Consider the following 14,583-nt stretch of genomic DNA (forward strand, 5'->3'; position numbering starts at 1 on the left):
ACTCGGAATTCCTTACCGGGTCGATCCGTCCAGGACGATCCTGGCGGAAGTGACAATCCCTAGGATTTTACCTTTCGTCAGGTGAATTTCCGCTGTGGGCGCGCTTGGAGGGCCACCCCAGAACACGGCTGGCCAGGGCGGCGACCCACGCTGCGAGGACCACCGCAGCGACCCCGGCGAGCACGACCGGCGGGCGCTCGAAGATGCCGAATCGAGTGGTCGCCCAGAGGTTGGCGATCACGGGGAGTGCGACGAGCGCATAGGTGGGCAGTCGACGCCGACGGACCAGCAGCCAGAGCAGCAGGGGGAGCGCCAGCAGGAACAGGGTGCGCGCGCCGAGCACCGTGAACCAGAGGGCGAGCATGCTCGGGCCGGCGGCCCACACCCGTCGCCAGCCGCGGGCGGGCAGGATGCTCCAGCCGACGAGATGGAGTGCTGAGCCGAGGAGCGCGAGGCCGATGGTGCTGGCGTTGGCCGGCAGGATGAGCCCGGCGCCTCCGCAGATCAGCATCAGGCCGGAGAGCTGTCGTGATCGGTATCCGCCCCAGCGGAGCGGGACCGCACGGTTCGGCTCGGGCGCCAGGCGCCTGCGCGCGATCGCGGCCGGAGCTGCGGCGATCGGCGAATCGGACACAGCTCGAACCTAATGATGAGGATGCGTCGACGACCGGATGACGCGCCCGGGTCGACTCCGCCGCCCGGCCGCTGTGTCGGTGGCCGCGGTTAGAATCGATGTCCTGATGCAGACCGCTGTCGAGATGTCCAATGCCCTCCTCGACGGACTCAACCCCCAGCAGCGCGAGGCCGTCCTCTACCGTGGCCAGGCCCTGCTGATCGTGGCCGGCGCGGGCTCCGGCAAGACCAGTGTGCTGACCCGTCGGATCGCTGGACTGCTCGAGACCCGCGAGGCGTATCCGAGCCAGATCCTGGCCATCACCTTCACCAACAAGGCCGCCGCCGAGATGCGCGAGCGGGTGCGCGCGCTCGTCGGCAACGTGGCCGAGGGCATGTGGATCTCCACCTTCCACTCCGCCTGCGTCCGCATCCTCCGCCGCGAGGCCGAGCAGTTCGGCTACAGCCGCAACTTCACGATCTACGACAGCGGCGACTCCCGCGCTCTGCTCAAGCGGATCATCAAGGACCGCGAGGCCGATGTGCTCGGCTTCACCGTCTCGTCCACAGCCAACAAGATCTCCAAGCTCAAGAACGAGCTCGCCGACGTCGAGAGCTACGCGCGCACGGTCAACCACGGTGATCCGAGCGACTCGATGTTCCTCGAGATCTTCCGCGACTACTCCCGGGCTCTGTCGAGCGCCAACGCCTTCGACTTCGACGACCTCATCGCCCAGACGGTCTACCTGTTCCGCGCCTTCCCGCACATCGCCGCGATGTACCAGAAGCGCTTCCGGCACATCCTGGTCGACGAGTACCAGGACACCAACCACGCGCAGTACGCGCTCATCCGCGAGCTCACCAAGGAGCCGGCCGAGCGGGATCCCGGCCTGATCTCCGCCGTCGACGGCGCATCGCTGACGGTCGTCGGCGACTCCGACCAGTCGATCTACGCCTTCCGCGGAGCCGACATCCGCAACATCGTCGAGTTCGAACGCGACTTCACGGGCGCCAAGGTCATCCTGCTCGAGCAGAACTACCGCTCGACCCAGAACATCCTCACCGCCGCCAACTCGGTCATCGCCAACAACTTCGACCGCAAGGACAAGAAGCTCTGGACCTCCGTGGGGGACGGCGACAAGATCGTCGGCTACACCGGGTACTCCGGCCACGACGAGGCCCAGTTCGTGGCCGACGAGATCCAGACCCTGCACGAGAAGGGCATGGCCTATAAGGACATCGCCGTCTTCTACCGCACCAACTCGCAGACCCGCGCGCTGGAGGAGATCTTCATCCGCTCCGCGCTGCCCTACCGGATCGTCGGCGGCACCAAGTTCTACGAGCGCGCCGAGATCAAGGACGTCATGGCGTACCTGATCGCCGTCGCCAACCCCGCGGACACCCTCGCGGTCCGCCGCATCCTCAACACTCCCAAGCGCGGCATCGGGCCGGCCACCGAGACCCAGCTGGCGAACTTCGCCGAGAAGAACCAGATGAGCTTCCGCGACAGCCTGCGCTTCGCGGGGGAGCTCGGTCTCGGCCCCAAGGTCACCCGCGCCATCTCGGAGCTGTCCAACCTGCTCGATGAGGCGTCCGTGCTCGCCGAGCCGCCCGCCGAGGGCGATGCCGCCTCCGATGGTGTGCCGGAAGTCCTCGGACTCCTCATCTCGCGCAGCGGCTACCTCGACGCGCTGCGAAGGTCGCAGGATCCGCAGGACGAGGCCCGCGCCGAGAACGTGGAGGAGCTGCTCTCCGTCACCAAGGAGTACCAGCGCAACAATCCCACCGGAACGCTCATCGACTTCCTGACCGAGGTGTCCCTGGTCGCAGCGGCGGATGAGCTCGACGACAGCAGCGGCACCGTCTCGCTGATGACCCTGCACACGGCCAAGGGCCTCGAGTACGACGCGGTGTTCCTCACCGGCATCGAGGAGGACCTCCTGCCGCATCGGATGTCGGCCGGCGAGCCCGGCGGACCCGCCGAGGAGCGCCGGCTCTTCTACGTCGGCATCACGCGTGCACGCAAGCGCCTCTTCCTCTCGCTGGCGATGACGCGAGCGCAGTACGGCGATGTCTCCGTGGCCATGCCGAGTCGATACCTGCAGGAGATCCCCGGTGAGCTGATCGACTGGAAGCAGTCGCCCGGAATGGCCACCAGTCGCGGCGGAACGCAGCCGCGCGCCCTCAACGCTCGTCGCGACGGCTACGGCGGTGCCTACAGCGTGCCCGGCAACCGCGGCGGCTCGTCCTACGGATCTCAGGGCGGCGCGCAGAATGGGGCGCAGAAGCCCAAGACCGAATGGTCCAATCGGGTCACCGGCCAGATGCGCGACAACGGCGACCTCGTGCTCGCGGCCGGCGACCGGATCCGGCACACGGACTTCGGCGACGGCAAGGTGCTCGGCGTGACGGGCGAGGGCGCGAAGCGGATCGCGGAAGTCCAGTTCGAGTCGGCCGGACGCAAGCGCCTGCTCATCAAGGTCGCTCCGCTGGAGAAGCTGGACGCCGACGGGAATCCGGTCTCCGCCGCCTCCACCGCGCACGACGCGGCCGAGGGCGATCAGACCGACCCGCGGGTCGACGAGTTCGAGCCATCCTGAGCGGCGGCTCACGCTTGCCCCCGATGAACACCAGCGCGTGACCATCCGTGCCTTCGCCGAGCGGGATACGGAAGCAGTCGTCGCCCTCTGGGGGCTCTGCGGACTGGTTCGCCCATGGAACGACCCGCGGAAGGACATCGCGCGCAAGCTGACGGTGCAGCCCGAGCTGTTCCTCGTCGACGACGGTCTCGCTGACGGCGTCGACGGCACAGCGGTCGTCGCCACCGTGATGGCTGGCTTCGACGGCCATCGCGGCTGGCTCTACTACGTCGCGGTCCATCCCGAATGGCAGGGGAGGGGAGTGGCCCGTCGCATCGTGGCACACGCTGAAGACCTGCTCGAGCGGCTCGGCTGCCCCAAGGTGAACATCCAGATCCGCAACGGCAATGAGTCGGTGCAGGCTGTCTGGACGGCTCTCGGCTACAGCCCCGACCATGCGACCGGCCTCGGAAAGCGCCTCATCCCCGACGGCTGAACCGTCGCGCGGAATGTTCGCTATTCGGGCTGGGAGCGCCGACGAGTGCGTAAACCTCGGCGTGTTGGTCGTTTCATACCGGTTACTCTTGCGTTACGAATCTGCGGGCGACCCGGCCCTTGCGTTAGATTCTTGCGTGTGCAAACACGTGCGGCGTCAGATGCGAACCCGCGCATCCGCAATTCCCGTTACCGTGTTGGAGAGTTCGCCGAGTGGAGTTACGTGATTATCTGAGGATCCTCCGTAAGGGATGGCTTCTCATTCTTGCAATCACCGTCGTCGCCATCGGTGCCGCCGCGGCCTATTCGTTCATCAAGACGCCCGAGTATTCGGCGACCTCCAAGGTCTTCGTCTCCGTTCAGGGCGGGGACTCGACGAGCGATCTGGTTCAGGGGAACACCTTCACCCAGAACCGCGTCAAGTCGTATGCCGAGCTCGTGACGACGCCCATCGTGCTCAACTCGGTGCTCGACGACCTCAACCTCGACATGACCGTCACCGAGCTCGCGGCCGCACTCACGGCGACGGCTCCGCTCGACACGAGCCTCATCCAGATCGACGCGGCGTCGATCGATCCCGTGCAGGCCGCCGACATCGCCAACGCGACCTCCGCCAGCCTGGCCGACGTCGTGGACGAGATCGAAGCGCCCGACACGACGACAGGCGCGTCACCCGTCAAGATCACGCAGGTCACCGACGCGCTCGTCCCGCTCGCGCCGGTGAGCCCGAACATCCCGCTGAACATCGCGCTCGGTGCGCTCATCGGCCTCGCGCTCGGCATCGGCATCGCAGTGCTCCGCGAGACCCTCGACACTCGGATACGCAATGAGCACGACGTCAACGCCATCTCCGAGACGCCGATCGTCGGCGGCATCGCCTTCGATGCCAAGGCCGCGGAGCGCCCGCTGATCGTGCAGGCCGATCCGCGCAGCATCCGCGCAGAGTCCTTCCGCGCGCTTCGGACCAACTTCCAGTTCCTCGGTGCGGGCACCGGAGGAGAGCGGCGCAGCACGTTCGTCTTCACCTCGTCGGTTCAGGCCGAAGGCAAGACGACGACCGTCGCCAACCTCGCCATCGCGCTATCCGATGCGGGTCGGAGCGTCGTCGTCGTCGACGCCGACCTCCGCCGCCCCCGTCTCGCCGACATCCTCGGTCTCGAAGGCGCAGTCGGACTGTCCGACCTGCTCATCGGCAGGGCGCGTCTCAACGACGTCATCCAGCCCTGGGGTGCCGGTTCGCTCGACGTGCTGCCGGCCGGGCGCATCCCCCCGAACCCGAGCGAGCTGCTCGGATCCTCGACGATGGTCGACGTCATCCGCAAGCTCGAGGAGCGCTACGAGTACGTGCTCTTCGACGCCGCCCCGCTGCTGCCGGTCACCGACGCCGCGGTGCTCTCGACCTACGCGTCGGGCACGATCATCGTCGTGGCGGCCGGGCGCACCCGCAAGGCGCAGCTGCGCGGCACGCTCATGGCGCTGCTCAATGTCGAGACCAAGCCGGTCGGCTTCGTGATCACGATGCTGCCGACCAAGGGCCCCGACGCCTACAGCTACGGATACGGATACGGCTATGTGGCGGACTCGGAGTCCGAGAGCCCCACGATGGACAGCACCGTCATCCCGCGTCCGGCCGCACTGATCACCTCGAGCATCCCGATCATCTCGACCGCGCCAGGACCTCGCCGTGGGGCGACGACCGCGCCGGTTGAGACAGAGACGGACGACGATCTCCTCGAGGATGAGCCGATCGCCGAAGCCGGTGTCGGCACAGACACCGACGAGGCGGCCGTTCTGCCCGACGAGGCCCCGGAGGACGGTGCCCTCGACGAGGACGAGCTCGACCCGGCCGACGCCGCGCCTGCGGGTACGGCGCCGGCTCGGCGCAAGTCCGCCGCGAAGACCACTGCTCCCGCCAAGGCGAGCGCCACCAAGGCTCCGACAGCCCGCAAGGCACCGGCGAAATCGACGGCGTCGACCAAGTCGAGCGCGTCGCGAGCCGCCGCGGCCTCGGATGACGAGCCGGCGATCTCGCGGTCGACCCGCATCCGCGTCACGGACCCGAAGCCTGCCGCGTCGTCGGTGAACGCTCAGGGCCCGCTGGGTGCGATCGACGAGGACGGGGTCGCGCCATCCGAGGAGACCCGAGCCACGCTCGTCTCGCTGCGGAGCCGTCGCACCGCCCCGCGCCCGCCCCGGTCCACCGCTCGCGACGGCTCGCGATGACGGTGGCGTCGTGACCGAAGGGATCTTCACGATCCTGGTGGTCTGCTCGGGCAACATCTGCCGCAGCCCGGTCGCGGAGCAGCTGCTGCGCGACCGACTGTCCGGCATCGCAGGCGTTCAGGTGCACAGCGCAGGAACCATCGCCCGGCCGGGGGTGCCGATGACCGATCAGGCCATCGAGCTCTCGCAGCGGTATGGCGGCCAGCCCGACGGGCACATGTCGCGGCCGTTGACGGCGGCGCTCATCGAAGGCGCCGATCTGGTGCTGACGGCGGAGCGCTCGCATCGTGCGGACGTGGCACGCCTGCATCCCCGTGCGTCGCGCTTCGCCTTCACCCTCACCCAGTTCGCCCGGATGATCGACTCCATCGAGCCCGACGCGCTCGCGAAGATCACCAGTCCGCAGGAGCTGGTGGCCGCTGCCGCCGCTCGGCGCGGCTATGTGCAGGCGTCTTCGCCAGAGGCCGATGACATCGCCGACCCGTATCGACGCTCGCAATCGGTGTACGACGCAGCGGGCGCCAGCATCGATGGAGCAGTGACGAGCATCGCCGCAGCATTCCCTCGGCCCGTCAGCTGATCGGAGCGCAGCTCCTCGCGTCCCCATGAGAACGGCCCGTCCGACGATGTCGGACGGGCCGTCTCACAGTGTTCGGATGTCAGCCGTTGGCGCTGGCGTATGCATCCTGGACGGTCTTCGCGATCCGGCCGCGCTCGGACACATTGTGTCCGTTGGCGCGCGCCCATTCGCGGATGTCCTGCAGCTTCGACGCGCTCTTGGCCGTCGGCGTCGACGGACGACGGATCGCGCCGGTCTGCCGTGCCTTCTCGATGTAGGGCTCGAGCAGGGACTGGAGCTGCGAGGTGTTCTCATCGGAGAGATCGATCTCGTAGGACTTGCCCTGCAGCGAGAACTGGACGGTTCCGCCGGTTCCGTCGGTGATGACGGTTCCGTCGAGATCGTCGACGGTTTCGACGATGACCTTTTGTGCCACGCGGGACTCCTTATTGTTTGTCGCCAAGTTGGTGGATTGCCGGAGATAGTCGCGCAGACAATGCGACGACGCTGAAGATATCCGCGGCGGATACATCATAAGTCATCTATTGACATTTCGCGCATTCCATTAGTCCAATCGGCTCGGCGATTTGTGCAATTGATTGGCGCTCATTTCTGGCCTTCCCGTGACGCGGCCGCGAATACCGGCCCATTGCCGAGATGCGGCTGATGGTGGGCAGTGCATGGGCTCGGAGAGCGGGCGTCAGGCGAGAGCACCGAAGTCGCGGGAGTAGGCTTTGGATCGCCCGATCTTCCCTGCGCGCGTCGCTCTGCGGCCCCGGGGTATGCCGATCGGCGCGTCCACCAATGACGGCCCGGAAGAGGACTGTGGATCTTTACGAGTACCAAGCCCGTGACCTATTCGAGAGCTACGGGGTCCCCGTGCTCGCCGGCATCGTTGCCGACACCCCGCAGGAGGTGAGGGCGGCGGCCGAGAAGCTCGGCGGTACCGTCGTCGTCAAGGCGCAGGTGAAGGCGGGAGGCCGCGGCAAGGCAGGCGGCGTGAAGGTCGCCCACAATCCCGCCGATGCAGAAGCCGCTGCCGAGAAGATCTTCGGCCTCGACATCAAGGGCCACATCGTCAAGCGCGTGATGGTCGCCGCCGGAGCCCGCATCGCCCAGGAGTTCTACTTCTCGGTGCTGCTCGACCGCGGCAACCGCTCCTACCTCTCGCTCTCGAGCGTCGAGGGCGGCATGGAGATCGAAGAGCTCGCCGTGGAGCGCCCCGAGGCGCTCGCCCGGATCGAGATCGACCCGATCGCCGGCATCGACACCGCGAAGGCGACCGAGATCGCCAAGGCAGCACGATTCCCCGAGGAGCTGATCGAGAAGATCGTCCCCGTCATCGAGCGTCTCTGGTGGGTCTACCGCGACGAGGACGCCACTCTCGTCGAGGTCAACCCGCTCGTGCTCACCGAGTCGGGCGAGATCATCGCCCTCGACGGCAAGGTCACGCTCGACGAGAACGCCGAGTTTCGTCACGAGGGCCACGCGGCCCTTGCCGAGGCGGGCGACATCGACCCGCTCGAGGCGAAGGCCAAGGCCAGCAACCTCAACTACGTGAAGCTCGACGGCGAGGTCGGGATCATCGGCAACGGCGCGGGCCTAGTGATGTCGACGCTCGACGTCGTCTCCTACGCCGGGGAGAAGCACGGCGGCGTCAAGCCCGCCAACTTCCTGGACATCGGCGGCGGAGCATCGGCCGAGGTCATGGCGGCCGGACTCGACGTCATCCTCGGCGACCCCCAGGTGAAGAGCGTCTTCGTCAACGTCTTCGGCGGCATCACCGCCTGCGATGCGGTCGCCAACGGGATCGTCGGCGCGCTCGCCAAGCTCGGCGACGCAGCGACCAAGCCGCTCGTCGTCCGACTCGACGGCAACAACGTGGTCGAAGGCCGGCAGATCCTCGCCGACGCCGCGCACCCCCTCGTGACCGTCGTCGACACCATGGACGAGGCGGCCGACAAGGCCGCCGAGCTCGCCGCGGCCTGAGCCGCGACTCCTCCTTCCGAGCCTTTCGAAACCCGCAGAACAGGGAACAGCAGATGTCGATCCTTCTCGACGAGAACTCCAAGATCATCGTCCAGGGCCTCACCGGCTCCGAGGGCACCAAGCACGCCGGGCGCATGCTCAAGTCCGGCTCTCAGATCGTCGGCGGCGTCAACCCGCGCAAGGCGGGCACCGAGGTCGAGATCGAGGGTCACACCCTTCCGATCTTCGGCTCGGTGGCCGAGGCCATCGCCGCGACCGGCGCCAACGTGTCAGTCATCTTCGTGCCACCCGCCTTCGCCAAGGCCGCCGTGGTCGAGGCCGTCGAGGCTGAGATCCCGCTCGCCGTCGTCATCACCGAGGGCATCCCGATCAAGGACTCGGCCGAGTTCTGGGCACTGGCCAAGAGCAAGGGCGGCGCCACGCGGATCCTCGGCCCGAACTGCCCTGGGATCATCAGCCCCGGGAAGTCGAACGCCGGCATCATCCCCGCCACGATCTCCGACAGCGGCCCCATCGGCCTCGTCTCGAAGTCGGGCACCCTGACCTACCAGATGATGTTCGAGCTGCGGGACATCGGCTTCTCGACGGCCATCGGCATCGGCGGCGACCCGATCATCGGCACGACGCACATCGATGCGCTCGCCGCCTTCGAGGCCGACCCCGAGACGAAGGCGATCGTGATGATCGGCGAGATCGGCGGCGACGCCGAGGAGCGCGCGGCCGACTTCATCAAGGCCAATGTGACCAAGCCGGTCGTCGCCTACGTCGCGGGCTTCACGGCTCCCGAGGGCAAGACCATGGGCCACGCCGGCGCCATCGTGTCCGGCTCGTCGGGCACGGCGCAGGCGAAGAAGGAGGCCCTCGAGGCCGCCGGAGTCAAGGTCGGCAAGACGCCGAGCGAGACCGCCGCGCTCATGCGCGAGGTCTTCGCCACCGTCTAGCAGAGATCCAGGAAGGGGCCCGCCGCGTCATCGCGTGCGGGCCCCTTCTGTTCGCCATCGCCACGGCGGTCGCCGGGAATCCGCGAAACGGGCTGTGGCGTCGGACGGCGCGGGGAGCGCGCAATTAGGCTCGGCCGGGCCATGAATCGTCCACTCACCGCCGTCTTCGCGGCGTTCGAGGCGGTCATCGTCGTCGGGATCGGCTTCGGTGCGCTGCTCGCTCCGCTGACCGCGGCGTGGGCGGTGACCTACGGGCTGCGCGTGGACTGGACGGTGTTCTATCGGGCGGCCGCCGACGGCTGGCTGCTCGGTCACGGCGTCGACCTGACGGTCGCCCCGGATGCCGCCGGTGCAGCGATCACCGGGGTGACGGGGGCGTCGGCACCCTATGAGGTCACCATCGCCGCCCTCGGCATCGGCTTGATCACACTGCTCCTCGCGACGCGGGTCGGGCGCCGACTGCGGGTGCTCGAGCATCCCGCCATCGCGGCGGGCACGGCGGTCGTCGTCTTCGCCGCCCTCTCGACGGTGCTCGCGCTCACGGCGGGGGCCACGGTGGTGAGCCCGTCGGTGCTGCAGGGGATCCTGCTGCCCACGGGGGTGTTCGTGCTGGGGCTCGCCCTCGGTGCCGTGCTGTCCGGCCAGGAGATCTCCTCCGAGCAGCTGAGCAGAGTGCAGAGCAGCGCCCGCGATGCGCTCCCATTCGACCCTCGTGGTCGTGCGGCACTGCTCGTGAGCTGGTCGGTGCGCCTCGGAGCGGCGTCCGCATCGGCGGTCCTCGCCGTGTCCGCGGTGATCGTCGCGGTGCTGCTGGCGGTGAACTACGCCACCATCGTGACCCTCTACGAATCGGTGCAGGGCGGCGCGCTCGGCGGCGGCGTGCTCACCGTCGCCCAGCTGCTCCTGCTGCCCAACCTGGTGGTCTGGGCGACCTCGTGGCTCATCGGTCCCGGTTTCGCCATCGGCGTCGGCTCGTCGGTCTCGCCCCTCGGCACCGTTCTCGGGCCCCTTCCCTCGCTGCCGATCTTCGGCGCCCTGCCCACCGGCGCCTCCGCCTTCGGATACCTCGGCGTCCTGGTGCCCGTCGCCGCGGCGTTCCTGATCGGTGCCCTGCTGCGCCGCGGTGTCTCCCGCGATCTCGGCGCGGATCGGCCCCTCATGGGCGTGCTCGCCGTCGGGGTGGGGTCCGGCCTGGCCGGTGGGGTCCTGCTCGGACTGATCGCCTGGATCGCCTCGGGCTCCGCCGGGCCGGGCCGCCTCGTCGAGGTCGGCGCGGACCCATTCCTGGTCGCCGTCTTCTCGGCCATCGAGATCGGGATCGCCTCCATCCTGGGGCTGCTCACCGGATTCCGTCGCCCGGACTAGCCGTCGGCGCACTGGCCCTCCGTGGTCGCAGGGCCGCCACTATGCTTTCGGGGTGCTGAACCTCGTCGTCCTGATCTCGGGGGGCGGCTCCAACCTCCGCGCCCTGCTCGAGGCGACACGGCACGGCGACTTCCCTGCTCGGGTGATAGCGGTGGGCGCCGATCGCGACGCCGACGGACTCGTCCACGCCGAGGAATTCGGCGTCCCGTCCTTCAGCGTCCCCTTCACCTCATTCGCCGACCGCGAGTCGTGGGGCGTGGAGCTGCTCGCTCAGCTCGACCAGTGGAAGCCCGACCTGGTGGTGCTCAGCGGACTCATGCGGCTGCTGCCCGAATCGGTCGTCGCCGCCTACGCGCCGCGGCTGATCAACACCCACCCCGCCTATCTGCCCGAGTTCCCCGGAGCGCATGCTGTGCGCGACGCCATCGCCGCCGGTGTCAGCCAGACCGGGGCGAGCGTGATCGTCGTCGACGACGGGGTCGACAGCGGACCCATCCTCGCCCGCGAGCGGGTGCCGATCCTGCCGGGCGACGACGCCGACATCGTGCACGACCGCATCAAGATCGTCGAGCGCCGTCTGCTCGCCGAAGTGGTCAGGGGCATCGCCGACGGCACGGTCAGCCTGACCGGCTCCACGCAGCCCGTCTCGGACCCGGGCCCATCGGATGAAGCGGAGGACGACCTCGCTCACTGGCCTGCCGGGCTGATCCCGGGACCCGACTCCGATATCAGCCTGGTCTCCAGCCCGGACCTCCGCCCGGACTTCCGCTCCGAATCGAGCCAGGTCCGACCCGCAGACTCCGGCCCCACGGCCATTACGACCCCCACCTCGACCCCTACCTCGAACCCCAAGGAGACCGGACCCGCATGAGCGGACACCGCATCGCCCCCGAGCTCTACCGTGATCGCGACGTCGTCGAGATCCGCCGCGCCCTCATCTCCGTCAGCGACAAGACAGGTCTGCTTGAGCTGGCCGAGGCTCTCATCGCCTCGGGCGTCGAGATCGTCTCCACCGGGTCGACCGCAGCGATGATCGCGGCCGCCGGTCATCCGGTCACCGAGGTCGCATCCGTGACCGGCTTCCCGGAATCCCTGGATGGGCGGGTCAAGACTCTGCACCCTGCCGTGCACGGCGGACTCCTGGCCGATCTGCGCCTCGAGGACCACGAGAAGCAGCTCGACGAGCTCGGCATCGCGCCGTTCCAGCTCGCCGTGGTCAACCTCTACCCGTTCGCCGCCACGGTCGCCGCCGGAGCCGAGCCTGCCGAGGTCATCGAGCAGATCGACATCGGCGGCCCCGCCGTCGTCCGCGCTTCGGCGAAGAACCACGCGAACGTCGCCATCGTCGTCTCGCCCTCCGGATACGCCGAGATCGTCGCGGCGCTCGAGGCCGGCGGCACCTCGCTGGAGCAGCGACGTCGCTTCGCCGCGGCCGCGTTCGCCCACACCGCGTCCTACGACCGTCAGGTGGCGGACTGGTTCGCGACCCAGACGGGAGCCGCCGAGTCGCTGCTGCGCACCGAGGTGCACCTGGCGGGCAGCCTCCGCTATGGCGAGAACGCCCACCAGAGCGCATCCCTCTACACGATCGAAGGCGGTCGGGGCATCGCTCAGGCGCAGCTGCTGGGCGGCAAGGAGATGAGCTACAACAACTACGTCGACGCAGACGCTGCGGTTCGCGCCGCGTACGACTTCGACGAGCCAGCGGTCGCCATCATCAAGCACGCCAATCCGTGCGGCATCGCGGTCGCCTCATCCAAGGCCGTCGATCCCATCGCATCGGCGCACCGCCGCGCGCACGAGACCGACCCGGTCTCGGCGTTCGGAGGAGTCATCGCCGCCAACCGCACTGTCACGCTGGGCATGGCAGAGCAGGTCGCCGACGTCTTCACGGAGGTTCTCGCCGCTCCCGACTTCGAGCCCGAGGCGCTGCGCCTGCTGCAGTCGCGGAAGAATCTGCGCCTGATCAAGCTTCCCGCCGACTACCACCGTGAGGCCCGCGAGGTCCGGCAGATCAGCGGGGGATACCTCCTGCAGACGGCCGACACCTTCGGTCCCGGCGGATCGGCACTGCCCGACTCGAGCACCTGGACGCTGGCGTCCGGAGCGGAGGTGGACGCCGCCACCCGTGCCGACCTCGAGTTCGCCTGGCGCGCCTGCCGCGCGGTCAAGTCCAACGCCATCCTGCTCGCCGACGGCGGAGCCTCCGTCGGAGTGGGCATGGGACAGGTGAACCGGGTGGACTCGTGCCATCTGGCCGTCTCGCGGGCGGGTGCTCGCGCGGCGGGATCGGTGGCCGCATCCGACGCGTTCTTCCCGTTCGCCGACGGACTGCAGGTGCTGCTGGACGCGGGCGTCCGCGCGGTCGTGCAGCCCGGCGGCTCGGTTCGCGACGCCGAGGTCATCGAGGCGGCGCAGAAGGCCGGAGTGTCGATGTACTTCACCGGAGAGCGGCACTTCTACCACTGAGCCCGACGCTCGCGAGGGGTCCGCCCGACCACGCGGTGAGGCGGACTCTTGCCCGATTCATCGGTCAGTCTCGCGATGCGGCCGATGAGCGCCCGTAAGGTTGTCCGGTGATCTCGACGCCGCTCTCCCGACGCCTGCTCGCCTCCGCCGTCTCGGCCGCACTCACGGCGGTCATCGCGCATGTGGTGACGCTGCTGGTCCTGTTCGTCGGCAACGGCTTCGACGCTGGCGTGCTGGCCGCAGCCAACGGCTTCTTCGGCTTCGGCACCCTCATCTCGTTCCTGCTGCTGACTCTGGGGGGTGCGTTCGGCGGATTCGCCCGATGGTGGCTGACGCTGATCGTCGGCGTGGTGGCGGCTTTCGTGGGTGCGACGATCGGCACCACGCTCGTCTTCGTCCTCGCGGGCAATCCCTTCACCGCGACGGTCTTCGGCGGGGTCATCGCCACCTTCGCCGGGGTCAACCTGATCTTCTTCGTCGCGCTCGTCGTGACCTACGCTCTGCTCGCTCGTCGGATCTACCTGTCGGTCCTCGCCGGCCGACGCCCGGCCGCGGGTCGCCGGATCGCGCTGGTGCGGCTGCCCGCGGACAACCTCTCGCAGGGAGCCGTCACCCACCAGGAGCGGGTGCTCATCGACCCGGCGCTCGCCGACTCGCAGTGGTCGGACTACGTCGACGCCCTGCGCGCCGAGAACTGGGACGTCGTGGAGGTGCCGGCGGCTCCTGACCTCGCCGACTCCGTCTTCGTCGAGGACGCGGTCGTCATGTTCGGCGATCTCGCTGTCGTCACCCGGCCCGGATCCGACCACCGCCTCGACGAGGTCGATGGCGTCATCCAGACGGTCACCCAGCTGGGCCTGCCCATGGCGAGGATCGAAGAGCCGGGCACGCTCGACGGCGGCGATGTGCTCAAGGTCGGCGAGAGGGTCTACGTCGGCCGCGGCGGCCGCACCAATGCGGAGGGCGTCCGTCAGCTCCGCGCGATCCTCGCATCGCCGAAGTCGGGTTCGACCCCGTGGCGCGTCGTCGCTGTGCCGACCTCCAAGGTGCTGCACCTCAAGTCGGCCGTGACGGCGCTGCCCGATGGCACGATCCTCGGCCACCCGGATGCCGTCGACGACCCGCGGATGTTCTCGCCCTACCTCGAGGTGCCCGAGCCGGAAGGCGCGCACGTGGTGATCCTCGACGACGACGTCGTGCTGATGTCGGCGAGCGCTCCGCGGTCGATCGCGCTGATCGAGTCGCTCGGATACCGCGTCGTCGTCGTCGAGCTGTCCGAGTTCGAGAAGCTCGAGGGATGCGTCACGTGCCTTTCCGTCAGGGTGCGCTAGCACCCTGACCGACAAGCACG

The 14,583-nt window shown here is 68.6% G+C and carries 11 protein-coding genes and 1 pseudogene; 10 read left to right on the forward strand and 2 right to left on the reverse strand.

The window, feature by feature from the left end; genetic code table 11:
• Nucleotides 1-67 precede the first annotated feature (67 nt).
• Entirely contained in the window at nt 68-634 is a 567-nt protein-coding gene (locus E6C64_RS13985) for a hypothetical protein (RefSeq protein ID WP_136428097.1), read from the reverse strand.
• A 106-nt stretch (nt 635-740) separates the two neighbouring features.
• Here E6C64_RS13985 and E6C64_RS13990 point away from each other — a divergent pair, with 106 nt between their 5' ends.
• The 4 genes from E6C64_RS13990 to E6C64_RS14005 all read left to right on the forward strand — a co-directional run bounded on the left by E6C64_RS13990 (nt 741) and on the right by E6C64_RS14005 (nt 6,489).
• Nucleotides 741-3,212 carry an ATP-dependent helicase gene (locus tag E6C64_RS13990; protein ID WP_233255629.1) on the forward strand — a complete coding sequence of 824 codons (2,472 nt, stop codon included), beginning with the start codon at nt 741-743 and terminating at the stop codon, nt 3,210-3,212.
• A gap of 37 nt (nt 3,213-3,249) precedes the next feature.
• The gene (locus E6C64_RS13995) at nt 3,250-3,687 is read left to right on the forward strand and encodes a GNAT family acetyltransferase (RefSeq protein ID WP_136428099.1); all 438 of its coding nucleotides are present in this window, start codon (nt 3,250-3,252) and stop codon (nt 3,685-3,687) included.
• 212 nt (nt 3,688-3,899) lie between these two features.
• The gene (locus E6C64_RS14000; protein ID WP_136428100.1) at nt 3,900-5,909 is read left to right on the forward strand and encodes a tyrosine-protein kinase domain-containing protein; all 2,010 of its coding nucleotides are present in this window, start codon (nt 3,900-3,902) and stop codon (nt 5,907-5,909) included.
• A gap of 10 nt (nt 5,910-5,919) precedes the next feature.
• Nucleotides 5,920-6,489, forward strand: a complete 570-nt coding sequence (locus tag E6C64_RS14005; protein WP_158437868.1) for an arsenate reductase/protein-tyrosine-phosphatase family protein — start codon at nt 5,920-5,922, stop codon at nt 6,487-6,489.
• Between the two features lie 79 nt (nt 6,490-6,568).
• Here E6C64_RS14005 and E6C64_RS14010 read toward each other — a convergent pair whose 3' ends face one another.
• Complete coding sequence (locus E6C64_RS14010) at nt 6,569-6,904, reverse strand: histone-like nucleoid-structuring protein Lsr2 (protein WP_136428102.1); 336 nt, start codon at nt 6,902-6,904, stop codon at nt 6,569-6,571.
• 389 nt (nt 6,905-7,293) lie between these two features.
• Here E6C64_RS14010 and sucC point away from each other — a divergent pair, with 389 nt between their 5' ends.
• The 6 genes and pseudogenes from sucC to ddaH all read left to right on the forward strand — a co-directional run bounded on the left by sucC (nt 7,294) and on the right by ddaH (nt 14,563).
• Complete coding sequence (gene sucC, locus E6C64_RS14015) at nt 7,294-8,457, forward strand: ADP-forming succinate--CoA ligase subunit beta (RefSeq protein WP_136428103.1); 1,164 nt, start codon at nt 7,294-7,296, stop codon at nt 8,455-8,457.
• A gap of 53 nt (nt 8,458-8,510) precedes the next feature.
• On the forward strand, nt 8,511-9,398 hold the full coding sequence (gene sucD, locus E6C64_RS14020; RefSeq protein WP_136428104.1) for a succinate--CoA ligase subunit alpha: 888 nt from the start codon (nt 8,511-8,513) through the stop codon (nt 9,396-9,398).
• Between the two features lie 141 nt (nt 9,399-9,539).
• On the forward strand, nt 9,540-10,763 hold the full coding sequence (locus E6C64_RS14025; RefSeq protein WP_136428105.1) for a cell division protein PerM: 1,224 nt from the start codon (nt 9,540-9,542) through the stop codon (nt 10,761-10,763).
• 52 nt (nt 10,764-10,815) lie between these two features.
• Nucleotides 10,816-11,388: pseudogene (gene purN, locus E6C64_RS14030) on the forward strand (phosphoribosylglycinamide formyltransferase); the annotation flags it as partial.
• Between the two features lie 242 nt (nt 11,389-11,630).
• Complete coding sequence (purH, locus tag E6C64_RS14035) at nt 11,631-13,232, forward strand: bifunctional phosphoribosylaminoimidazolecarboxamide formyltransferase/IMP cyclohydrolase (RefSeq protein ID WP_136428107.1); 1,602 nt, start codon at nt 11,631-11,633, stop codon at nt 13,230-13,232.
• 107 nt (nt 13,233-13,339) lie between these two features.
• Nucleotides 13,340-14,563 carry a dimethylargininase gene (gene ddaH / locus E6C64_RS19125; RefSeq protein WP_332908233.1) on the forward strand — a complete coding sequence of 408 codons (1,224 nt, stop codon included), beginning with the start codon at nt 13,340-13,342 and terminating at the stop codon, nt 14,561-14,563.
• The last annotated feature ends 20 nt before the right edge of the window (nt 14,564-14,583 follow it).

The organism is Naasia lichenicola (assembly GCF_004801885.1).
Classification (GTDB): Bacteria; Actinomycetota; Actinomycetes; order Actinomycetales; family Microbacteriaceae; genus Naasia; species Naasia lichenicola.

Excerpts from the sequence above, each read along its gene's own strand:
- E6C64_RS13990 (WP_233255629.1), top strand. The coding sequence starts at position 741 with ATGCAGACCGCTGTCGAGATGTCCAATGCCCTCCTCGACGGACTCAAC.
- sucD (WP_136428104.1), top strand. The coding sequence starts at position 8,511 with ATGTCGATCCTTCTCGACGAGAACTCCAAGATCATCGTCCAGGGCCTC.
- E6C64_RS14025 (WP_136428105.1), top strand. The coding sequence starts at position 9,540 with ATGAATCGTCCACTCACCGCCGTCTTCGCGGCGTTCGAGGCGGTCATC.
- purH (WP_136428107.1), top strand. The coding sequence starts at position 11,631 with ATGAGCGGACACCGCATCGCCCCCGAGCTCTACCGTGATCGCGACGTC.